Annotated in this window: 21 protein-coding genes; 9 read left to right on the top strand and 12 right to left on the bottom strand. The window is 30.7% G+C overall.

What is annotated here, in order from left to right:
• The first annotated feature begins 101 nt into the window (after positions 1 to 101).
• The 5 genes from IPH62_14735 (at position 102) to IPH62_14715 (ending at position 3,251) form a co-directional block, all read left to right on the top strand.
• Positions 102 to 1,088, top strand: coding sequence for a BtrH N-terminal domain-containing protein (locus tag IPH62_14735; protein ID MBK7106533.1), 987 nt, complete (start codon positions 102 to 104; stop codon positions 1,086 to 1,088).
• Positions 1,089 to 1,102: 14 nt separating this feature from the next.
• On the top strand, positions 1,103 to 1,768 hold the full coding sequence (locus tag IPH62_14730) for a metal-dependent hydrolase (GenBank protein ID MBK7106532.1): 666 nt from the start codon (positions 1,103 to 1,105) through the stop codon (positions 1,766 to 1,768).
• A 42-nt stretch (positions 1,769 to 1,810) separates the two neighbouring features.
• Positions 1,811 to 2,413, top strand: a complete 603-nt coding sequence (locus IPH62_14725) for a cytoplasmic protein (protein ID MBK7106531.1) — start codon at positions 1,811 to 1,813, stop codon at positions 2,411 to 2,413.
• Positions 2,414 to 2,509: 96 nt separating this feature from the next.
• Positions 2,510 to 2,896 carry a hypothetical protein gene (locus IPH62_14720; protein MBK7106530.1) on the top strand — a complete coding sequence of 129 codons (387 nt, stop codon included), beginning with the start codon at positions 2,510 to 2,512 and terminating at the stop codon, positions 2,894 to 2,896.
• Between the two features lie 76 nt (positions 2,897 to 2,972).
• Positions 2,973 to 3,251, top strand: coding sequence for a hypothetical protein (locus IPH62_14715; protein MBK7106529.1), 279 nt, complete (start codon positions 2,973 to 2,975; stop codon positions 3,249 to 3,251).
• 718 nt (positions 3,252 to 3,969) lie between these two features.
• On the opposite strand, the gene IPH62_14710 is transcribed toward IPH62_14715, so the two are convergent.
• Positions 3,970 to 6,198, bottom strand: coding sequence for an NADP-dependent isocitrate dehydrogenase (locus IPH62_14710; protein ID MBK7106528.1), 2,229 nt, complete (start codon positions 6,196 to 6,198; stop codon positions 3,970 to 3,972).
• A gap of 253 nt (positions 6,199 to 6,451) precedes the next feature.
• Here IPH62_14710 and IPH62_14705 point away from each other — a divergent pair, with 253 nt between their 5' ends.
• The gene (locus tag IPH62_14705) at positions 6,452 to 8,119 is read left to right on the top strand and encodes a CotH kinase family protein (GenBank protein ID MBK7106527.1); all 1,668 of its coding nucleotides are present in this window, start codon (positions 6,452 to 6,454) and stop codon (positions 8,117 to 8,119) included.
• Between the two features lie 16 nt (positions 8,120 to 8,135).
• Here the strand turns inward: IPH62_14705 and mgrA are convergent, their stop codons facing one another.
• From mgrA to IPH62_14685, 4 genes are all read right to left on the bottom strand, one after another.
• On the bottom strand, positions 8,136 to 9,131 hold the full coding sequence (gene mgrA, locus IPH62_14700) for an L-glyceraldehyde 3-phosphate reductase (protein MBK7106526.1): 996 nt from the start codon (positions 9,129 to 9,131) through the stop codon (positions 8,136 to 8,138).
• Between the two features lie 82 nt (positions 9,132 to 9,213).
• A complete protein-coding gene (locus tag IPH62_14695) occupies positions 9,214 to 10,248 on the bottom strand; it encodes a sugar kinase (protein MBK7106525.1) in 1,035 nt (344 codons plus the stop codon).
• A gap of 36 nt (positions 10,249 to 10,284) precedes the next feature.
• Positions 10,285 to 11,784 (bottom strand): carbohydrate kinase, encoded by a 1,500-nt coding sequence (locus tag IPH62_14690; GenBank protein MBK7106524.1) that lies wholly within the window; start codon positions 11,782 to 11,784, stop codon positions 10,285 to 10,287.
• Between the two features lie 11 nt (positions 11,785 to 11,795).
• Positions 11,796 to 12,485, bottom strand: coding sequence for an NUDIX hydrolase (locus IPH62_14685; GenBank protein MBK7106523.1), 690 nt, complete (start codon positions 12,483 to 12,485; stop codon positions 11,796 to 11,798).
• Between the two features lie 108 nt (positions 12,486 to 12,593).
• Here IPH62_14685 and xylA point away from each other — a divergent pair, with 108 nt between their 5' ends.
• The 3 genes from xylA (at position 12,594) to uxuA (ending at position 16,028) form a co-directional block, all read left to right on the top strand.
• Positions 12,594 to 13,928: a xylose isomerase gene (gene xylA / locus IPH62_14680; protein MBK7106522.1), complete on the top strand. Its 1,335-nt coding sequence runs from the start codon at positions 12,594 to 12,596 to the stop codon at positions 13,926 to 13,928.
• Between the two features lie 63 nt (positions 13,929 to 13,991).
• Positions 13,992 to 14,816 carry an SDR family oxidoreductase gene (locus IPH62_14675; protein ID MBK7106521.1) on the top strand — a complete coding sequence of 275 codons (825 nt, stop codon included), beginning with the start codon at positions 13,992 to 13,994 and terminating at the stop codon, positions 14,814 to 14,816.
• Between the two features lie 24 nt (positions 14,817 to 14,840).
• On the top strand, positions 14,841 to 16,028 hold the full coding sequence (uxuA, locus tag IPH62_14670) for a mannonate dehydratase (GenBank protein ID MBK7106520.1): 1,188 nt from the start codon (positions 14,841 to 14,843) through the stop codon (positions 16,026 to 16,028).
• A 10-nt stretch (positions 16,029 to 16,038) separates the two neighbouring features.
• On the opposite strand, the gene IPH62_14665 is transcribed toward uxuA, so the two are convergent.
• The 7 genes from IPH62_14665 to IPH62_14635 are packed head-to-tail and all read right to left on the bottom strand — an operon-like array spanning position 16,039 to position 23,738.
• Complete coding sequence (locus IPH62_14665) at positions 16,039 to 18,201, bottom strand: alpha-glucuronidase (protein ID MBK7106519.1); 2,163 nt, start codon at positions 18,199 to 18,201, stop codon at positions 16,039 to 16,041.
• Between the two features lie 24 nt (positions 18,202 to 18,225).
• Positions 18,226 to 19,353 carry an endo-1,4-beta-xylanase gene (locus IPH62_14660; protein ID MBK7106518.1) on the bottom strand — a complete coding sequence of 376 codons (1,128 nt, stop codon included), beginning with the start codon at positions 19,351 to 19,353 and terminating at the stop codon, positions 18,226 to 18,228.
• A 16-nt stretch (positions 19,354 to 19,369) separates the two neighbouring features.
• Positions 19,370 to 20,395: a uroporphyrinogen decarboxylase family protein gene (locus IPH62_14655; GenBank protein MBK7106517.1), complete on the bottom strand. Its 1,026-nt coding sequence runs from the start codon at positions 20,393 to 20,395 to the stop codon at positions 19,370 to 19,372.
• A gap of 8 nt (positions 20,396 to 20,403) precedes the next feature.
• The gene (locus IPH62_14650; GenBank protein ID MBK7106516.1) at positions 20,404 to 21,429 is read right to left on the bottom strand and encodes a uroporphyrinogen decarboxylase; all 1,026 of its coding nucleotides are present in this window, start codon (positions 21,427 to 21,429) and stop codon (positions 20,404 to 20,406) included.
• A 16-nt stretch (positions 21,430 to 21,445) separates the two neighbouring features.
• Positions 21,446 to 22,180 carry a hypothetical protein gene (locus IPH62_14645; GenBank protein ID MBK7106515.1) on the bottom strand — a complete coding sequence of 245 codons (735 nt, stop codon included), beginning with the start codon at positions 22,178 to 22,180 and terminating at the stop codon, positions 21,446 to 21,448.
• Positions 22,180 to 23,064 (bottom strand): homocysteine S-methyltransferase family protein, encoded by an 885-nt coding sequence (locus IPH62_14640; protein MBK7106514.1) that lies wholly within the window; start codon positions 23,062 to 23,064, stop codon positions 22,180 to 22,182. Before IPH62_14640 ends, IPH62_14645 begins: the two co-directional genes overlap by 1 nt.
• 2 nt (positions 23,065 to 23,066) lie before the next feature.
• Positions 23,067 to 23,738 (bottom strand): cobalamin-dependent protein, encoded by a 672-nt coding sequence (locus IPH62_14635; GenBank protein ID MBK7106513.1) that lies wholly within the window; start codon positions 23,736 to 23,738, stop codon positions 23,067 to 23,069.
• Position 23,739 lies beyond the last annotated feature (1 nt).

Raw genomic sequence — 23,739 nt, 5'->3', positions numbered from 1 at the left:
ACCCATTCGCGAGCAACGCTAAGGAGCTCCCTAAAATTTTTGTTTGACTAAATGTTAAAAATTTCATATACTAACTATTGATAAGTGATGAAATAAAATATATGACACACATAATTGAAAATTTCAAACCATTTATCGGTCAGCGTTGCGAGACTACCGCAACTGGTTCGCTATTGAATGAAATCGGAATTGAGCTTTCTGAGCCGATGCTTTTTGGTTTGGGTGAAGGGTTGGGCTTCATATTTTGGAATATGAAAATAATGGATTTTCCATTTATCGGCGGGAGAATAAAACCCGATGTCCTAACTCAAAATATTGCACGAAATTTAAATTTAAAATTAGATGTTCAAGAGACATCATCAGTGAAAAAGGCTTGGGAAAATGTCAAAGACAATATTGATAAAAATATTGCCGTTGGACTAAAACTTGATAGTTATCATCTGGATTATTTTACCAGTAAAATACATTTTGCCGGTCATTATGTGGCGATGTATGGATATGATGATAGCTATGCGTATTTGGTTGATACAAAACAGCAAGGCAGCAAAGCGAAAACAATATTAAAAAACTTGGAATTGGCGAGAAACGAAAAGGGTCCGATGTCTTCAAAAAATTTAAGCTACACAATTCAAGATATGGGAAAAAATTATGATCTTAAAAAAGCTATTGTCATTGCCATAAAAAACAATGCAAAAGATTATCTCAATCCGCCAATAAAAAATATTGGATACAAAGGTGTTCTAAAGGCAAGTGAAGAAATTAAAAAATGGTTCAAAAACAGCAAAGACATTCAGGGTGATTTCAAAACTACTGCCATGCTAATGGAAAAGGCTGGAACGGGCGGAGCAATTTTTAGAAATATTTATAGGGACTTTTTGAAAGAAAGCTATGATTTGTTGAAAATAGAAAAACTAAATGAAGCTCACAAGATGTTTGTTGAAATAGCAATCTTGTGGACAAATGTTTCAGGCCTATTTGAAAAAACAGCCGAAACGAAAAATATTGAATACATAAATAAAGCCTCTGAAATTTTGGTGGATTTATCTAAAAAGGAAAAAATTGCGATGGAGTTATTATTGAAATTATAAGGAACTATAACAATATGTATATTGGTCATTATGCGATTTCTATTGCACTCAAGAATAAACATAGGCAAATTCCTTTGTGGTTGCTGTTCATTTCGGTTCAGTTTTTAGACTTGTTAGCTTTTGTTTTAATTATACTTGGAATAGAAAAAATACACTATACAGGAAATCAAAATCCATTTTACAGAACAGTTATCGAATACCTTCCTTATTCGCACTCTTTATTATTCGCCACGATATTTTCACTGGCTACTTTTTTAATCTTCTGGAAATTCAAAAATAATATATGGGGTGCAGTTCTTTCAATTGGGTTGTTATCACACTGGTTTATTGATTTTCTATTTCAAAAATCAAATCTTCCTCTTTATTTTAATGAGTATAAAGTCGGATTGGGCTTATGGGATTTTCCATTGTTTTCATATTTTACTGAAATAGTTCTTGTGGCGATTACTGGTTTTTATCTCTATAAAAACAAAAATACAAAAATCAATCGTCCTGCCTTGCTATTCTTAATTTTAATAATGTCTTCTTTCTTCACCTTTATTACATTTATGCCAGAACCATTGATTATGCAAACAAGTCCGAAATTGAAATCATTAATGATCTTTTTAGCTTATCTTGTTTTTACATTTATTGCATTTTTAATAGAAAGAAGAGATGATAATAACACGATCATGAAATAAAAAGATAATGAGTTTTTATTTAATCTCTTGTATAATTAAATTATGGAAAAAAGACCAGAATTAAACAAAAAAATAAACCTTAAAGATTTTCAAGATTTTTATTGGCTAAAAAGTGAATTGACAGCTTTTTGCAAAGAAATTGGCATTACCAACTTTGGCGGAAAAATAGAAATTACCCATAGAATTGCAGAATATCTAAGAACGGGTAGGATTGTAAAAGATAGTGGCTCAGAAAAAGTGAGACTTCATAAACCAACAAAGCCAAAAAATCCAATAAGTAGAGATACTATTATAGGAATAGAATACAGAACATACAAAGAAAAAAAAGAATTTTTACAGTCTAATATTGGTAAGCAGTTTCATTTTACTGTTCATTTGTTGGATTGGTTTAAAAAAAACACTGGTAAAAAAACTTATAAAGATTTTATTGATGAATGGAATAAGGAGCAAAGAAAGAAAAAAGATCCAAATTATAAAAGTGAAATTGCTCCACAATTTGAATATAATACTTATATTAGAGATTTTTTAAAGGACAATCCTGATAGAACAAAAAAAGATGCGATTACTTGTTGGAAAGTTAAAAAATCAATGAGAGGTAACAATATTTATAACAAGTCAGATTTAAACATCTTAGTTGAAGAATGACGAAAATTTGATTTTTAATTTATATAGAGGGGTTTCAAGGTGTTTTTCTGCTTCTTAGGTCGCAGAAAAAAACTAATTTAATTAATACAAAAAATTATGAGTACAAAAGAAAAGCTCTCAACATTATGGATGTTTTTGCTGTTTAACTACATTTATTGCGACCTTTTTGGAATATATGATCCTATAATGCTAAAATCGCTTGTGACGACAGGTGCATCAGGAGGCATGGAATTTACCCAGAGTTTTTTATTAGGATTTTCAATATTAATGGAGATTCCAGTTGCTATGTTTCTGTTGTCTCGTATACTAAAGTATGAAGTAAATCGCTGGTCAAACATCGTTGCAGGCGTAATAATGCTTCTGGTTCAACTGTCTTCTATTTTTGGTTCTCCGACAATCTATTACATATTTTTCAGCATTATAGAAATTGCCACCCTTCTTTGGATTATTCGGTTTGCATGGAAATGGAAAGATGACAAATAATGATATTTAAATACAAAATTAATAAGTAACAAAATATAAAACTATGCAAAAATATTGCGAGGCATGTGGAATGCCTATGAGTAAAAAAGAAGATTTTGCGGGAGGGGACGAAAATTCCCAGTTTTGTCTTTACTGTGTCAATGCTGACGGCAGTGTCAAAACCTGCGAGGAAATTTTTGAGGGCGGCGTTCAGTTTTTCATGGGACAGATCGGTAGCAATCGTCAAATGGCGGAAAAAGTAACCCGCAAGAATATGAATATGCAATCGTATTGGCAGGGTAAAGATTGCGCTATTTTGAAAGGCGAAATGGCGACAGATGAAGAGTTTGCCGAAATATTAAAAAAGTTGGGATAAATTAAATTTTAAGTGGCGCGCCAGTTTTCAACTGGCACGAAATTCGGAAGCGAAAAAGGAAAGGTTCAAAAACCCGCCCGCATTCCTCCCCAGACCCCTCCTGCGGGCGGGAAGAAAGCCGAGGCGGGGCAATTCCATTCCCCCAGAAAAATAGTTTGCCCCGCCGAGTCCAAATTAGTTTTCGGGGTTTTGCTCAAAAAATGTTCGAACTTCGTCCAAAAAACACCGCTCTATATTTGCAGTACTTTGAATTTACTTCAAAAGTGCGTTTTTAATTCAAAATCACATTATTCATCATTCCTCAGTTTACATATTTTCTCAGGAATTGTATAGTTTTTATAAGGCATTGTCACTAAATGTCACTTTTTAAGCACACAAACATTTTATTTCTCTCAATTACTTTTAAAATCAAATGAGTTCTTAATTGCTTTTCTTTGATCAATTTTTGCTCTTGTTGCTTCAATTGTTAATTTTTCTTTTTTAATAAAACGACAGTCAATTCTAAAACATAGTCTTTTTTACAAAGTTTGCAATAATTAGTTTTAAAGGCGGATTTTCAAATGTTGTTTTATATTTAGCTGTGTTCGAAATCCATTCAAGTTCTTCTGAAATTGATGTCCAAGTTTTATCAATATTCCCAGATATTTTTATAATATATTGTGCAATTATTTTAATACAAACGGAGAAAAATTTTCTCCGTTTTATTCTATAGATAAATTTATATTGAATCAATTATGGAATTTAAAATTTTACTTGGTCGCATTATATTATTTGCTAATTCTTCATCTGGAAAATAATAACCTCCAAGATCAACTTGTTTTCCTTGAACAGAAATTAATTCTTCAACAATTTTAGATTCATTATCAAACAAATTTTTCGAAACTTTTTCAAACTTTTGCTTCATTTCCAAATCTGAATTTTGTTGAGCAAGTGCTTCAGCCCAATACAATGTTAAATAAAATGAACTTCCTCTATTATCAATTTCGTTTACTTTTCTCGAAGGCATTTTTCCATTTTCTAAATATTTTCCAATTGCAATATCAAGTGTTTCTGCAAGCAATGCCACTTTTTTATTCCCGGATTTTTCTGCGATAAATTCCAAAGACGGAACCAACGCCGAATATTCGCCGAGTGAATCCCATCTTAAATGATTTTCTTTTATCAATTGTTGAACATGTTTTGGAGCAGAACCGCCAGCGCCGGTTTCAAATAATCCGCCTCCATTTAGTAATGGCACTATTGAAAGCATTCTTGCACTTGTTCCTAATTCTAAAATTGGAAAAAGATCAGTAAGATAATCTCTAAGAACGTTTCCCGTTACAGAAATTGTGTCTAAACCTTTACGCGTTCTCTCCAAAGTAAATTTCATTGCATCATCCGGAGGTAAAATTTGTATCGTCAATCCATCAGTATTATATTCATTTAAATATTTTTTTACTTTTTTTATAATTTCACTATCATGACTTCTTTTTTCATCCAACCAAAAAATTGCCGGAGAATTTGAAGCTTTTGCTCTGTTCACAGCTAATTTTACCCAATCTTTAATTGCTGCATCTTTTGTTTGGCACATTCTAAAAATGTCGCCTTTTTCAACTTTTTGCTGTAAAATAATTTTTCCATCAAAATCTGTAACATTTATAAATCCATTATCAGAAGATTTAAAAGTTTTATCATGTGATCCATATTCTTCAGCTTTTTGAGCCATTAAACCAACATTAGAAACTGCTCCCATTGTTGCTGGATTAAACTGTCCATTTATTTTTGCATCTTCAATAATTACATTGTACATTGTTGCATAAGATCTGTCCGGAATCATCGCAATACAATCTTGAAGTTCATCATTTTTATTCCACATTTTACCGCCGTCTCTAACAACGTTCGGCATTGAAGCATCAACAATTACATCATTTGGAATATGCAAATTTGTTTTACCAATTCTTGAATCTACAATTGCCAACTGCGGTTGTGTTTTATAAACTTCATTAATATCATTTTCAATTTCCGTTTTCTTTTCAAGTGGAAGTTTATGAAGTTTTTCTAAAACATCAGCCAAACCGTTATTAACATTTGCGCCAATTTCATTTAATGTTTCGGAATGTTTTTCCAAAGCATCCTTATAATAAACAGAAACCGCATGACCAAACATAATCGGATCTGAAACTTTCATCATTGTAGCTTTTAAGTGAAGTGAAAGTAAAACATTGTCTTTCTTTGCTTCTTCAATTTGTTGCGCATAAAATTTTCTTAAAGATGCTACATTCATAACTGCAGAATCAATAACTTCGCCATTTAATAAAGATAATTTTTCTTTTAGAATTTTTGTATTTCCATTTTCATCAATGAATTCAATTTTAACATTTGTAGATTTTTCCATTGTAGCAGATTTTTCAGTTCCAAAAAAATCATTTTCAGCCATATGCGCAACTCGTGTTTTTGATCCGGATTGCGGCCAAGGTTTCATCATTTTATGCGGAAATTTTTGAGCAAATTTTTTCACTGATGCTGAAGCTCTTCTATCAGAATTTCCTTCTCGCAAAACCGGATTTACAGCAGAACCCAAAACTTTAGCAAATCTTTTTTGCAATTCTTTTTCTCCATCAGATTTTGGTTCTTCCGGATAATTTGGAATGTTATAACTTTTTTTTTGCAATTCTTTTATTGCTGCCTGCAGCTGTGGAATTGAAGCACTTATATTTGGCAGTTTAATAATATTTGCTTCCGGAGTTTTTGCCAATTCACCAAGTTGAGTTAGATAATCCGGAATTTTTTGTTCTTCCGTTAAATTATCCGGAAAGTTTGCAATTATTCTGCCGGCTAATGAAATATCTTTTGTCTCAACATCAATTCCGGTTCCTTTAGTAAAAGCTTGAACTATCGGAAGTAAAAAATATGATGCTAATGCCGGCGCTTCGTCAATTTTTGTCCATATTATTTTATCATTCGCCATATCTAATCCTATAAAAATTTATGATTTTATTTATTATGAAAATTACTTTATATCATAAAGTTAAGCATCTTTTTTTTTAATTAAAAGTTTGATGAAATGTAAGTTGTTTCGATAATACTTAGTATAGATAATTGTAATTTTCAATTATAGAATCTCTTTTAATATAACTAATTGAATTACATTTTTTTTGTTTTCAAAATTAAGGTAGTTTTACAATTACAAATATTAATAAATACTTAACCAATTTATAATTATGATAATTTTCTCTATAACTTTTCATCGGTTACCAATTGTAATATTTCTAATAATAATTTCACTTTTAAATTCAGATTTTTTTGCTCAAGAAAATTTCACATCATCAAATCTTCCAATTTTTGTTATCAACACAAATGGGAAAGCAATTGTTGATGAAAATAGAATTACAGCCGAATTGGGAATTATTTTCAACGAATTAAATAACCGAAATTATTTAACGGAGGAATTCAATAATTACAACAGCGAAATAACAATAGAACTCCGTGGAAGCTCATCAATGGAATATCCCAAAAAGCAATATAGATTTGAAACTGTTGATTCTATTAACGAAAATCTAAATGTTTCACTTTGCGGATTGCCAAAAGAAAATGATTGGATTTTAAATGGCCCATATAACGATAAAACATTAATCCATAATTTTCTTGCCTACGGATTATCAAATAAATTGGGAAGATATGCAAGCAGAACAGTTTTTTGTGAACTGATTTTAAATAATGAATATCAAGGACTTTATATTTTATTGGAAACCGTTAAACGCGATAAAAATAGAATTAATATTTCCCAACTTACAAATATTGAAAACGAAGGCGATGAACTCACCGGCGGATATATTGTAAAGATAGATAAAATGGATGGCGAAAATATTGATTTTTGGTATTCTAAATACGGAACACCGTTTCAATATCATTATCCAAAACCCGATGAAATTACTCAATCTCAAAAAGATTATATCCAGAATTATTTGAATGATTTTGAAGAATTAATGTTTAATAATAATGATAATTACGATGATTTTATTGAGGTAGATTCATTTATTGATCATTTTATAATTAATGAATTTTGTAAAAATGTTGATGCATATAGGCTTAGTTCTTATTTGTATAAAGACAAAGATAGTAAAAATGCTAAGTTAGTTGCCGGTCCAATTTGGGATTTTAATTTAACTTTTGGCGATGCTTGGAATGAAGAAGATATGTTTAGAGCTGATGGATGGCAAGTTAACTACAGTTTAGTAAATCCATATGATGGATTTCGTGTTCCGTTTTGGTGGAATAAATTATTTGCCGATGAATTATTTCGTGAAAAACTTTCTAAAAGATGGTATGAGTTACGAGAAAATATTTTATCATATGATAGTCTTTTTAACATGATAGACAGCACAATTACATACATAAGCGAAGCAAGAATTAGAAATTTTGAAAGATGGAGCAGCGTGTTAAATCCATATCCATACGAAGAAGAAATTGTTATTCTAAAAGGTTGGATTGGAAGAAGAATAACTTGGATAGAAGAAAATTTACCGAGAGTTACAAAAATTGATAATAATAATATTGTAAAAAATGAATTTGAACTATTACAAAATTTTCCGAACCCGTTTAATCCAACAACTACAATAGAATATTCCGTTCCCTCTGTTGCGGTCATTTCGAACGAAGTGAGAAATCTCAGAGATTTCTCGTCGCAAGTTCCTCGAAATGACAATAATGTTTCATTAAAAATTTATGACATTCTAGGCAGAGAAATTTCAACTTTGGTAAATGAAAAACAAAATCCGGGAAACTATAAAATTCAATTTAACGGTGAAAATTTGCCAAGCGGAATTTACTTCTATACAATAAACTCCGGGAATTTTCACCAAACAAAAAAAATGATTCTACTAAAATAATTTAGACGAATTTATTTTAATTATTTACGATAGAATTTATTTGATTTAATTCATCTTCCGAAAAATTATTTTGATGAATTACATTTACAATTTCCGTAATCTGTTCCGGTTTGCTTGCTCCTATTAAAGCAGAAGTAACTGATTTATTATTCAAAACCCAGCTAATTGACATTTGTGCAAGTGATTGATTTCTATTTTTGGCAATTTCATTTAACATTTTTACTTTATTCATTTTGGTATCAGTTAAATGTTCTTTTCGTAAATATCCATATTTTTTTCCGGCTCTTGAATCACTTGGTACCGAATTCAAATATTTATCCGTTAAAATTCCTTGCGCCAAAGGAGAAAACGCAATACATCCAATTCCCTTTTCTTCAAAAACATTTGTTAAACCATTTTCAATCCATCTATCTAAAATATTATAATTTGGCTGATGAATTAAAAGAGTTGTTCCCATATCTTTCAAAATTTGGTAAGCTCTTTGCGTAAGCTCTGCATTATATTGTGAAACACCAACATAAAGTGCTCGACCACTTTTTACGATATAATCCAACGCGCTCATCGTTTCTTCAAGCGGTGTTTCCGGATCTGGTCGATGATGATAAAATATATCAACATAATCTAATCCCATTCTTTTCAAACTTTGGTCTAAACTTGCAATTAAATATTTTCTCGAACCAAAATTACCATAAGGACCGGGCCACATATCCCAGCCGGCTTTTGATGAAATAATTAATTCATCTCTTAAGTTTGAAAAATCTTTATTAAACATTTGTCCAAAATTTTCTTCAGCAGAACCATAAGGCGGACCATAATTATTTGCTAAATCAAAATGCGTAATTCCTAAATCAAAAGCGGTTCTCAACATTTCTCTGCCGTTTTCAAAGTTATCATATCCGCCCCAATTATGCCAAAGCCCTAATGAAATTGCCGGAAGTTTTAATCCGCTTTTTCCGCATCTGTTGTATTTCATTTTTTCATAACGATTTTCATTCGGAAAATATTGTTTCATTTTATTTACCTTTAGTTCTAAATACTTTTGATTGTTACCTAAGAATAATAAACAAATAATTTTAAATACTTATAAAAATAAATTATCTCTCAACTCTTCCTGAACCATCGCCTTTTATTAATTTTTCAACTTCATCAACGCTTACTAAATTAAAATCTCCGGGAATAGAATGTTTCAAACATGAAGCTCCAACTGCAAATTCTAATGCTTCTTTAGAATTTTTATAGTTTAATAAACCGTAAATTAGTCCGCTTGCAAAAGAATCTCCACCGCCAACTCTATCAACAATTTCAATATCATATTTTTTTGATCGATACGGATTCACACAATCTTTATCATCTAATAAAATTGCACTCCATCCATTTTTTGATGCCGAATAGCTTTCTCTTAACGTAATTGCAACAGCTTCAAAATTATACTTTTTCTTAAGTAATTCAGCAGTTTTGAAATATCCTTCTTCATCAATTGCGGCTTTTTCAATTTCAGTTTTGCCAAGTTTTTCACCTAAACTTTTTTCAGCATCTTCTTCATTGGCAATACAAACATCAACATATTCCATTAATGGAATCATAACTTTTTGGGCTTCTTCGGAAGTCCACATTTTTTTTCTAAAATTTAAATCACAGCTAACTTTAATATTTTTTGACTTTGCAATTTTAAGTGCCTCTACTAAAACTATTTGTGTCTGCTTCCCAATTGCCGGTGTAATCCCCGTCCAATGAAACCAATTGCAATTTTCAAAAATTTCATCCCAATTAAATTCTTCTATTTCAACATTAGCAATCGCAGAATTTGCTCGATCATAAATTACTTTTGAAGCTCTTTGACTCGCACCGGTTTCTAAAAAATAAATTCCGATTCTATCTCCGCCTCTTGAAATGTAATTTATATTTACTCCAAATCTTCTTAAATGATTAACAGCGGATTGACCAATTTCGTGTTTAGGTAATTTTGTTACAAAATAACTTTCTAATCCGTAATTGGAAAGAGCAACAGCTACATTAGCTTCGCCGCCGCCAAATGTAACATCAAATTTTTGTGATTGCACAAATCGTGAAAATCCTTCGGTTGATAATCTTAACATAATTTCACCAAATGTTACAACTTTGTTGCTCATTTATTTCTCCTAAACTTAATTTTCTCAACAATAAATTTACAAAACTAAAAATTGATTTAATTTATTTTTCCACTTGTTGTAAACTTCATCATATTTTTTTACCAATACTTGATTTGGTTCAACAATTTTCAATTTTTTAAATCCAACAAAGGCTTCATCAAATGATTTAAAAATTCCGGAACCAACTCCCGCACCGCGTGCAGCACCTTGTGCGCCATCTGTATTATATAATTCCACAACAGAATTTGTTGAATTTGCGACTGCTTCAGTAAAAATATCACTCAAAAACATATTAGCTTTTCCCGCACGCATTGTATTTACTGCAATTCCCATTTCCTTCATAATGTCAATTCCATATCTGAAAGTAAATGCAATTCCTTCTTGTGCCGCTCTAATTATATGATTTCGTGAATGATTATTAAAATTAATTCCGAAAATATTTGCGCCAATATTTTGATTTTTCAAAACACGTTCGGCTCCATTTCCAAAAGGAAGAACTAAAACTCCATCTGAACCAACATTAATTTCTGAAGCTAATTGATTTAAACTTTCGTATGATTCATTTGAGTGCATTGCTTCATTTCTAAGCCAGCTATACATTATTCCGGTTCCGTTAATGCAAAGCAAAACACCTTTTATAGGTTTTTCATTTGAGTAATTTACATGAGCAAAACTATTAACTCTTGAAAATTTATCGTAAGAATTATCTTCTACAATTCCATAAACCACTCCGGAAGTTCCGGCTGTTGCTGCAATTTCGCCGGGATTTAAAACATTAAGTGAAAATGCATTATTTGGTTGATCACCGGCTCTATATGAAATTGGAATTCCGGATTTTATTCCTAATTCTTCTGCTGATTCTTTATTTAATTTTCCTTGTACGGAAAATGTTGGAACAATATCCGGAATCATATTTTTTTCAATTCCGTAATATTCAAAAAGTTGATCGGCTAAGTTATTGTTTTTAAAATCCCAAAAAATTCCTTCGCTTAATCCGGAAATTGTTGTATTAATTTCGCCGGATAATTTATGAGCAATAAAATCACCGGGAAGCATAACTTTATAAATTTTAGAATAAATTTCCGGTTTGTTTACTTTCACCCATTTTAATTTTGATGCAGTAAAATTTCCCGGAGAATTTAAACAGTTACCAAGACAATAATCCGCACCAAGATTATTAAATGCATTATCACCAATTTCTACGGCACGACTATCGCACCAAATAATTGATGGATGAATTACAGTATGACTTTTATCAACCATAACCAAGCCATGCATTTGATACGAAATACCAATTCCGCTTATTTCATAATTATTTGTACTTAATTTTTGTAAAGCTTTTTTATTCGCAATTACTAAATTTTTCCACCAATCATTTGGATGCTGCTCTGCCCAACCAATTTCTGACGCATTTATTTTCATTTCAGTTTCCGGAGAAAATGCTGAACCAACAAGTTCGCCGGTTTCGCTATCAATAATAGAAACCTTAACCGATGAACTACCAATATCATATCCGAGTAAATAATTTTTTGTCATGTTTATCTCAATTAAATTTGAAAATTAAAACCTTTGTTTTTTAATTCGTTGTATGCTTTTGAATTGAATTTATATAAACGTGCTGCACGATGTGAAACACCTTTTTGAAAATCATTCAATTGTGAAAGCATTTTAAGTGACATTATTCTTTTTCTAAAATTACGTTTATCTAGACTTTCTCCTAAAATACATTCATATAAATTTTGCAATTGAGTTAGTGAAAATTTTTCTGGAAGAAGTTCAAACCCGATTGGTTTGTTTCTTACTTTTTGTCGAAGAAGATTTAAAGATTTTGTTAGAATTTCAAAGTGATCAAAAGGCAAATTTATATTTTCATTTATGTTAAACCATTGCACATCTGAAGTATCTGTGCCAGGTTTTAGGAAATGTTTTTCCGGATTTATTAAAGCAAAATATGCAACGCTTATAACTCTTCTTAATGGGAATCTATCAATTTTACTAAATGTATGAACTTGTTCTAAATAAATATTTTTTACGTTGCTTGTTTCTTCAAGAATTCTAACAGCAGCCTGATCCAAAGTTTCTGTCTTTAACACAAATCCTCCGGGCAAAGCCCAACTTCCCTTTTCCGGATTTATTTTTCTTTTTACAAGCAACACTTCAAGCTTACTTTTTTCAAATCCAAAAACAACACAATCAATAGATAAATTTTTAATAATTTCCGAAGAACTTGCAGTCAATTTTTATTTCTCCCTTAGTGTATTTTTAACACAATACATATTGTATTTTTTACACTATTTAATTATATTTATTTTATCTGAATTTCACAATAAAAAAGAGAGCATAAAATGGGAAATAATTTATCAGTTGGTGAAAAAGAATTTTTCCAAGGAATTGGCAAAATTCATTATGAAGGAAAAGATTCAAAGAATCCAATGGCATTCAAATATTACGATGAAAATAAAGTAGTTGCCGGAAAAACTATGAAAGAATATTTCCGATTTGCAATTGCATATTGGCACTCATTTGGAGCAAACGGAGCAGATCCTTTTGGCAGCGATACAAAAAAATATCCTTGGTTAACAAATTCAGATCCAATTCAAAAAGCAAAAGAAAAAATGGATGCTGCATTTGAATTCATTACAAAAATTGGTGCCCCTTTTTATTGTTTTCACGATTTTGATATAGTTGAAGAAGGAAGTACAATTATTGAGAGTGAAGCAAGATTAAAAACCATTGTCGATTATGCTCAACAAAAACAAAAAGAATCCGGTGTTAAATTACTTTGGGGAACAGCAAATTTATTTTCAAATCCACGTTACATGAACGGAGCTTCTACAAATCCCGATTTTAATGTTTTAACTTATGCTGCAACACAAGTAAAAAATGCAATTGATGCAACTGTTACTCTTGGTGGTGAGAATTATGTTTTTTGGGGCGGACGTGAAGGTTACATGTCTTTGTTAAACACAAATATGAAAAAAGAAATTGAACATTTGGGAATGTTCTTAAATAAAGCTAAAGAATACGGACGCAAAAATGGTTTTACCGGAACTTTCTTAATTGAACCAAAACCGATGGAACCAATGAAACATCAGTATGATTTTGATGTTGCAACCGTAATTGCTTTCTTGCGCGAATATGATTTGATGAATGATTTCAAATTAAATATTGAAGTAAATCATGCAACTCTTGCAAGTCATACTTTCCAGCATGAATTACAAGTTGCGGCCAATGCCGGATTACTTGGTAGTATTGATGCAAATCGTGGAGATTACCAAAACGGTTGGGATACTGATCAATTCCCTATTAACTTATTTGAAATTACAGAAGCAATGTTGGTAATTCTTCAAGCTGGCGGATTTAAAACTGGCGGAATAAATTTTGATGCAAAAACTCGTAGAAATTCAACTGATCTTGAAGATTTATTTATTTCTCATATTTCCGGAATGGATGTATTTGCTCGATCATTATTAATTGCAGATAAAGTATTAACCAATTCAGATTATCTAAAATTATTAAATGAAAGATATGCGAGTTATAATAGTGGCAAAGGTAAAGAATTTGAAGAAGGTAAATTAGGATTAGAAGACTTACGAGAAATTGCTATCGCCACCGGAGAACCAAATAGAACAAGTGGTAAACAAGAATTGTATGAAATGATTATTAACGATAATATTTGATTTTCGTAAAATTTAATGCGATGATTTTCTCTTCAGAATTTCATCGCAGTTTGAAAGGAATAAATGGAATTCTTAAATAAATTATTCAATTTACAAGATAAAGTTGCATTGTTAACCGGTGGTGGCGGTGTTCTTGCCGGTGAAATGGCAAAAGGATTTTTACAAGCTGGTGTAAAAGTTGTTTTACTTGATATTAATGAATCTAATCTTAAAAAAAAGGTTGAACACCTTAAAATATTTGGAAGTGAAGTTAGCGGAATTCAATGTAACGTTTTAGAAGAAAAAAGTCTTGACGATGTAAAACAGCAAGTTTTAGAAAAATACGGAACTATTGATATTTTAGTTAATGCTGCTGGCGGAAATATTCCCGGTGCAACTATTGGACTTGATCAAACTATATTTGATTTAAAGATTGAAGAACTTCAAAAAGTTACAAATTTAAATTTCTATGGAACAGTTTTGCCAACACTTATTTTTGGTAAAACAATGTCAAATCAAAAAAGTGGATCAATAATCAATATTTCTTCAATGGCAACCTTCCGTACTATTACAAGGGTTGTAGGATATTCAGCGGCAAAAGCTTCTGTAGATAATTTTACAAAAGGGATGGCTGTTGAGTTGGCACAAAAATTTGGGAATGGAATTCGCGTTAATGCAATTGCCCCGGGATTTCTATTAACAGATCAAAACAGAACTTTATTGACTGAACAAGATGGAACTCTTACTCAAAGAGGGAATGATATTATTCATATGACTCCATTTAAAAGATTTGGAGAACCAGATGAATTAATAGGTTCTATTCTCTATCTCGCCAGCGATGCTTCAAAATTTGTTACCGGCACAATTATTCCTATTGATGGCGGCTTTAGTATATTTAGTGGTGTATAATCAAAATATTTAGAAAGTATTTTTATGGCATTTCAACAAACTTGGCGATGGTTTGGTCCAAATGATCCGTACTCACTTAAAGAAATTAAACAGACCAGTGCAACCGGAATTGTTTCTGCATTGCATCAAATTCCCGTAGGTGATATTTGGCAAGAAGATGATATTTTAAGGAGAAAAGGTCTAATTGAATTAGAAGGATTTACATGGTCGGTTGTTGAAAGTCTTCCGGTTCATGAAAATATAAAAAAAAGGAAAAATAATTATAAATCGTTAATTGAGAATTATAAAATATCAATTCAAAACATAGCAAAATGTGGAATCGATACCATCTGTTACAACTTTATGCCAATACTTGATTGGTCAAGAACGGATTTAAAAGTTGTAAATGAAGATGGTTCAATAACATCTAAATTTAATTCAGTAGCATTTAGAGCTTTTGACTTATTTATTCTAAAACGAAAAATTGCTGAAAATGAATATTCGCAAACTCAAATTGATGAAGCAAAAAAATATTTTCTTCAACTTGATAACTCAGCAATAGATAAATTAATTTCAACAATTCTTTATGGTTTGCCCGGCTCATTGGACGCATATTCACTTGATGATTTTAAAATTGCTTTAAGTGAATATGAAGAAATTGGAGATAAAGAGCTTAGAGAAAATTTATATTATTTTATTTCTGAAATTGCTCCAATAGCAGAAGAATATAAAGTTAACCTTGCAATTCATCCCGATGATCCGCCTTGGTCATTATTGGGTTTACCAAGAGTAGCTGGAAATGAAAAAGATATCAATCAAATCTTAAATGCTTACAATTCTAATTCAAATGGAATAACTTTTTGTTCTGGTTCACTTGGCGTAAGTGTGAATAATGATTTAGTTGAGATGGCTAAACAATTTTCAAATCGAGTTAATTTCATTCACCTAAGAAATGTTAAAAGAAATTCGCAAGGAGATTTTCAAGAAACATATCACCTTGAAGGTGAAATTGATTTATATAATATTGTTAAAGAATTTTTACTCGAACAAAAAAGAAGAATTGAAAATGGCAGAAAAGATTTTAGAATGCCAATGCGACCGGATCATGGTCATTTACTTTTTCCCGATAAAGATAGAACGGGAATTTATCCCGGTTATTCTTTAGTCGGCAGATTAAGAGGTTTAGCAGAATTGCGAGGTTTAGAACTAGGAATAATTCGATCAATATTTTAATTGTAAAATTTTACCAAGTTGGTTTTATTCCCGGTGCATAAGGGAATTTTAAATTTTGATAATATTCTAAAGTTTGATTTGGTTTTTCTAAATTGTTCGGAATTTCCATTTTAGAAAATGTTTGAAAGTAAAGTACACACGCATTTCTCCACCAAATTGCTTCATCTTTTTGAATATCCAATAACATTTTAACATGATTAAATCTTTCACTATCCACAACATTCTCAAACGAATTCCATTTTTCATTCATTTTATTAACAGAATTTACACCATCATAATATCTGTAACAAATTTCATCCCAAAGTTTGTTACCATTTTTTAATTTGTAATTCCACGAAACATGATGAAACCAAAGCAAATATTCTTCGGGACATTCCTCAATATCATTAAATATTTTCGATACTTCTTTATTGTATTGAGAAACTGCATCACTTCCCTTTTTAGTTCGATCAAAACCAATTCCTAAACTATCTGCTTTATGATAATATACCGAAGTCCAATCAGCGCGAGGTTTATCCTTAATCCATGGTGAAGGTCCATAATGATGATCCCATCCCATAATATGATGCAGTCCTAAAGGTGTCATATAATCAACAAGATTTTCTCTAGAATTTATCATCATTTCAGAAATTGAATTAACAAACATTTCATCATTTGAAAAAGTCATTTTAATCCAATCTTCTGATATTTCCTTTGAAGTCAAATTATAATTCCATGCTAATTTTCCAAATGCAAACCAATTTGCTTGACCAAATAAATGTCCGGTCCAATTTATATCATTTCCAATATTTGCAACACCGGCAATCCCACTTATTTTATTATTGTTCAGACTTCCATCAACAATATTTTTCACAAATGAATTTTTCCCTTTAGCATACGTATCGGAATCCAAACATTCTTTGAATAACGGTGCGAGATAAACTAAATGTGTTGCTTGTCCCAAATATTCTTGCGCGATTTGAAATTCCATCATCAAATTAGTATTTGACATAGTTCCAAAAAGTGGATGAAATGGTTCTCGAGGCTGAAAATCAATTGCACCATTTTTAGTTTGAATAAGAACATTTTCTCTAAATTTTCCATCAAACGGTTTAAACTCAATTACAGCTTGCTTTGCACGATCTTCCGGATTTTCATTACTGTAAACAAACGCACGCCATATTGCAACACCATTAAATGGCTTCAAAGCATCAGCTAATAAATTTGCACCATCAGCGTGGGTTCTATTATAATTTTGTGGTCCGGGTTGACCTTCGGAATTTGCTTTTACTAAAAATCCGCCAAAATCCGGAATGTATGAATAAATTTCTTGAACTTTTTCTTTCCACCAATTGATTACATTTTCATCAAATGGATCAGCAGTTTTTAATCCGCCAATTTCTATTGGCGCACTAAATCTTGCAGTTAAATATACTTTAATTCCATATGGACGGAATATATCAGCTAATGCTTTAACTTTTTGCAAATATTCTTTTGTTAAAACAATGGCATTGGCGTTAACATTTGTTAGAACTGTTCCGTTAATTCCTATGCTGGCATTGGCTCTGGCGTATTCAATATAGCGTTTATCAATAAATTTAGGAAGTTTATGCCAATCCCAAATTGAAAATCCGGCATAACCTCTTTCAACAGTTCTATCTAAATTATCCCAATGATTTAGTACACGTAATTTAATTTTGGGTGAATTTTTAATATCAAGATTTTCTATACTTTGCTGAGTTTGAAGTAAACTTAAAAAATGGAACGAACCATACAAAACTCCAATATCAGTTTTTGCACTAATTATTATGAATTTTTTATTCTCCTCATAAATTGACTTTATTAAAAATCCTTCATCATTTATTTGTGCAATTTCACTTTTGGAAATATTTTTTTTTATTATTTCTTCATTATAATTTCCAATAACAATTGTTCTATTTAGACTTTCTTGATTAAACGGAAGAACTTCAATACCCGTCAATCCCTTTATTCCATCGACTAATTCCATGGAAGAGATTTTTATTGTTTCAGAATTTCCAAGAGCTATAATTCCATTAATATCTTTTTTATAATTTTCTAAAACTTTTTGATCTTGTATCAAATCATATCTTAGCCATAATCTATAACCATTTTCAGCATTTATACTACTAAGAAAAAGAAATAATAATATTATTTGAAGAAATTTTAATCTCATAATTCACCAGAATTTCAAGCTAATTTATTTAACAGTTTTTATTACAAAATCAAAAGCTGGTTTAGGTAAATAATTTCTATCAAATAGCAATGGATAAGCTGTTCTACCTCTAATCGGCCAGCCGTTGTGCCATGAATGAGCATCCGTAACTCCCCAAAAAGTTACACGAGTAATTTTTTCTTTATACTTATTAAATAGGTTGAAAAAGTCTTCATAACGTTTACCCAATTTAACTTGCATTGAATCCGGGAATTCTTTTGGAAATGGATTATATTTTTGCTGAAGTTCAAAATTCTTTGAAATATCTGCTCCAATGTTTCCTTCGGGAAGTGGTAGAACTTGAACATCTAATTCTGTTATCATTAATTTTACATTTAGTTTTGAATATTCAGAAAATGCAAAATCAATTTCTTCATTACTTGGATAATCCAATCCCCAATGTCCTTGCAATCCAATTCCATCAATTTTAATATTTTTTGCTTGCAATGAATTTACTATTTCAATTACTTTTTTAACTTTACCTTTGTGCCACATATTATAATCATTATAGTATAATTCAACATTGGGATCAGCTTCACGAGCATATTCAAACGCTTTTTCCATATAATCTTCACCAATAATTTGATACCATTTAGATTTTCTCAAATCACCATTATCTTCAATAGCTTCATTTACAACATCCCAACCATGAATTCTTCCTTTGTATCTTCCTACGACTGTATGAATATGATTTTTTAATCTACTTAACAAATTATCGCGGGAAACTAATTTTCCTTCCTCATATTCAAAAACCCACTTTGGTGTTTGCGCATGCCATAACAAAGTATGACCAATAATAAACATCTTATTTTTTTCACCGAAAGCAACAAAACTATCAACCGGCTCAAAATTATACTGATTTGGTTTAGGATGAATATTTTCCCATTTCATCATATTTTCCGGAGTGATACTATTGAAATGCTGCTTTACTAATTCAATTGCTTTGGGATCTTTTCCTAAAATTTGCCAAGTATTTAATGCATTGCCAATTAAATAATGATCCTTAAAAACCTCTTTTAAAGTAACCTTATCTTCAATTACTTGCGCCTTAAAACTTATAAATGTTACAAAAGTTAAAAAGGCATTAAATAATAAAAATATTTTCTTATTCATTTTATCTCCCAACTATTTAATATTTTGAAATATAATTTTTCCCAACATTCATAAATGCCTCAATGTTTTCAATTGGTGTATCTAAAGGTAAATCGCATCCCGTACTTAAGATAAAATTTGGAACACTTTTCATTTCATTCAACAAAAATAATACTTCATTTTCAATTTCTTTAACTTTTCCATTTAGAATTTTTCCGGTCGGATTAATATTCCCAATTAGAATTATTTCTTCGGGAATTCTTTTTGCAATTTCAGTCAGATTAATTCCAACATCGCATGAATCTAAACTTAATGCATTAACACCCGAATCACACATTTTATTAATCAGATGATTTGAATTTCCGCAAACATGATATACAAAATCAATATTAGATTTATGGAATTTTGAAATAATTCTTTTGACATAATTTGATGAATATCTCTCAAACTGCTCCAGTGAAAGCATTACTGCGCTTGGTTCTAAGATACATATTAGTTTTGCACCGGCATCAATTAAAAGATTAATATATTTTGTAATAACAATTTCAGCTAAATCACAAATTTTAAACAGTTTTTCCGAGTTAGTTATAGTTGAAATTGCTGCTTCATCTGCTCCCAATAATAATCCTGCAATTGTATAAGGTCCGGTAACATAAGCACAATTAATTATTTCACTCGGAAATTCTTTAGTCATTAGTTTAAGTGTTTCAACATTGCTTTGTAATCTTGAATCATATTCAATATTAATTTTTTGTAGATTTTTTAATTGATCGAAATTAAACTCACTTTTCACAATTGTTGCTGAATCATTTTCGGGGAATAAAAATTCTTTACCTAATGCATTTACTTCGACCGATAAATCCATTAATGGGAAAATTGCATCTGGATTGAATTTCTCATAATTAGCTTTTACAACTTTAAAATGTTCATAGCTATTTTGTTGTGCTATTTTTATTGATGATTCGGCTAATTTAATTCCCGGAAAACCAACAAGCGGCGCTACTAATCTTTTTCCATTTTTGAAAGAATTATAAACAATATTTTTAAGATTTTGCACATGCATAAATTCTATTATTTTTTTACTGCACTAATAAATGAATTTATATTTTCTGAGCTAACATTCGGCGGCATTCCACCACCGCATGATAAAATTATTCTTGAACTATCATTTATTGAATTTATTAGCTCTTTCGTTTTTGTATAAACTTCATCTTTAGTTCCAGCCGCTAAAACATCTCTTGGTGGAAGATTTCCTAACAAAGTAATTTTATTATTTGTCAATTCTTTCAATTCATTAAGCGAAACATCAAATCCCATATTAAATAGATTGATGCCCATTTCATTCAATAATGGTGCCGATTCACGACAAGGTGCATCATTATGCAAAAATTTTACGGAAACATTTTGATTATAAATATCTTTAAAATATTGTAATCCAAAAATAGAGAAATCATCTGCACTCATAAATCCAATAATATCATCAAGCATAAAAATGCCGTCGATACTTGGGAAAGTATCCATCTGAAGCTTTATCCATGATTTTAGAAACTCAGTAATTTTCTGCATTAGCAAATGAATTTTTTCCGGATCCATCATCATTGTTATAAGTAATTCGGTTGTACCCATTAAATAACTTGCAATATTTAATGGACCACGGGCAACAGCAAATCTAATTTTGTGACCTTTCGCTTCAATTTTTGGCTGAGCCAATTTTAATCTATTTAAAACAAAAGGAAGCAATCCATCTGTTTCCGGATTTGGAATTACCAAATCATCAATTTCTTCGACAGAATTAATTACTCGATGTGCATGCGGAAATTCATTTATTGGAAAAGTTCCTTTTGAACCAAATGCAGAAGGCTCCGTACACATTCCATATTCACTCCAAAATCCCGGAAGAAACATTGCATCCGGAAATTTTTCAATAGCTTTCAAATTTGCGTTAAGCCATATTTCATCATTTGATAAATAATCAATTATATTAACTCCAAACCAATTTGGTAACCATGGACTATCAATTATAAATCCAATTGGCAACGGATTTATTTTTTCACCATTAATTACTCGTAATAAAATTTCCCAATTCTTATCAGTCATTTTTTTTTCGCATAATTTAAATTTTTGATTTCTTTTTCCTTTGCAGATATACTCTTTGTGTACAATCTTTAATTCCGCATCTTTCGCAAAAATATTCTCTGTACTTAACATTTTTACCTATGCCGATTATTCCGCTTATTGATTTTATTGGATTCATTAAGGATGAATCACTCAATTTAATATTGCAGAAATTTTTCGGAAGTAATGAAAATAAGTTTTGCTGTTCATTTACTTGCCAATTACAATAACCCGGACTATATCTATTTGTAATTTTCCAATCTTTTTCAATAAATGTTTTCCCAATAAAATCATGCAACAAATCAGCTACATTTTCTACAATTGTTGAAGCTGTAACATCTATTAAATAACCACGCAACAAATCTCCTTCTGCAGTATTTTTCTTCGACCATAATTCCATCTCATTTCCAATTGTACAAACAAATATTGCTGCATTATCAGCTTCAATAAATTGATTATATATAATTTTATTAACATTAAATTCAGTATCATTAAAGAAAATATTTTTATTAAATAATTTTAATTCACCAGTTTTATAACCAGCTTCAATATAAATTTTACCTTTTGATTCTAAAATAATTTGATTCAACAAATCATCAATATTTTCGGGTAGATTACCATTTACATAACCAATTTCATCTGCAATTTTTACTTTATCAATTTCAATTTCAGATTGATCAAATTTTAAAACAAATAAATTATTTTCTACTAATTCTTGATTAATAATTTTCATTAAATACTTTTAAGTTTCTGAGCAATAGCTCTAATATGTTTGGGCGTTGTTCCACAGCAACCGCCAATAATATTTGCACCGCAGTTTTTAAGTTCAACAACTAATGAAGCCATAAATTCCGGAGATTCCGGGAAAATAGTTTTATCATCTACCAGTATTGGCATTCCCGCATTTGCATGAATTAATATTGGAATATATTTTTCAACACTTCTAATTTCTTTTACAATTTCAATCATATTTTCAAAGCCATTACCACAATTTGCACCAATTACATCAACTCCGATTTCCATCAATTCTTTTACCATTTCTGTTGGTGAAGTTCCCATCATAGTTTTAAAACTTCCGTCAACCATTTTTTCAAAAGTGAAAGTACAGACAATTTCAGTATTACTAATTGATTTAACAGCTTTTATTGCTTGAATTGCTTCATCAAGTGCTGACATGGTTTCGATGCAAATTGCATTTGCTCCACCATCAATTAATCCTTTTACTTGAATTTTAAATCCTTCATAAAGTTCATCTTCAGTAACTTCCCCCATCATTAAAATAATTCCAGTAGGACCAATAGAACCTAAAACTAATTTATCATTTTCGGCAGCTTCTCTTGATATTTCGGCGGCAAGTTTATTTAGTTCGTAAGTTCTTTCTTGTAATTCATAATGTGAAAGTTTGAATGGACTTCCACCAAAACTATTTGTTAAAATTATATCAGCTCCGGAATCGACATAACTTTTTGCTACATTAAACACCTTTTCACGATTTGTAGCATTCCATAATTCCGGGCATTCTCCCGGCTGTAATCCTTGCTTATGAAGAAAAGTTCCCCAAGCTCCATCAGACACAAGTACTTTCTTCTGATTTAATAATTCTTTTATCGTTACCATTTTTAATTCCTTGAAATAATTTCATTTAAAAACGTTATAGCGCTTTGAGGATTTGAAGCATAACCATCTGCTCCCATTTTTTCAGCACTTTCTTTTGATAAAGGAGCTCCTCCAACAATTACAATATTATTTGGAAATTTTGATTTTATTTCTTTTACTGTGGCTGCCATATCTGCCATTGTTGTTGTTAATAAAGCACTCAATCCGATTATGCAGGTTGGGTTAGCTTCAATTGCGGAAATAAATTTATGAGTTTTTACATCTATGCCTAAATCAATTACTTCCCAGCCATTGCCTTCCACAACCATTGAAACTAAATTCTTGCCAATATCATGTAAATCTCCGGCAACTGTACCAATAATAAATTTACCTTTGGATTTTACTTCTCCGGTTTTAAAATATGGTTTTAAATGTGCCATTACTGCATGCATAGCTTTTGCTGCCATAAGTAATTCCGGAACAAAAACTTCATTTCGGCTATAACGATTTCCAATTCTCTGCATTGCATTGTTGCAAGCTGTAAGAATTTCTGAGGGTAAAATATTTTTTGATAACGCTTGAACCGTTATTTCATCGGCTCCATCTTGTCCAACTAAATCTTTAGGGTATGGAGATTTCGAATTTATTTTTCCTCTTTCTACACAAATGCTAATTCTTTCTAAAAGTTCACTCATA

This window comes from Ignavibacteriota bacterium, assembly GCA_016708125.1.
Lineage (GTDB): Bacteria > Bacteroidota > Ignavibacteria > Ignavibacteriales > Melioribacteraceae.
This window is presented reverse-complemented; position numbering and strand designations above follow the sequence as displayed.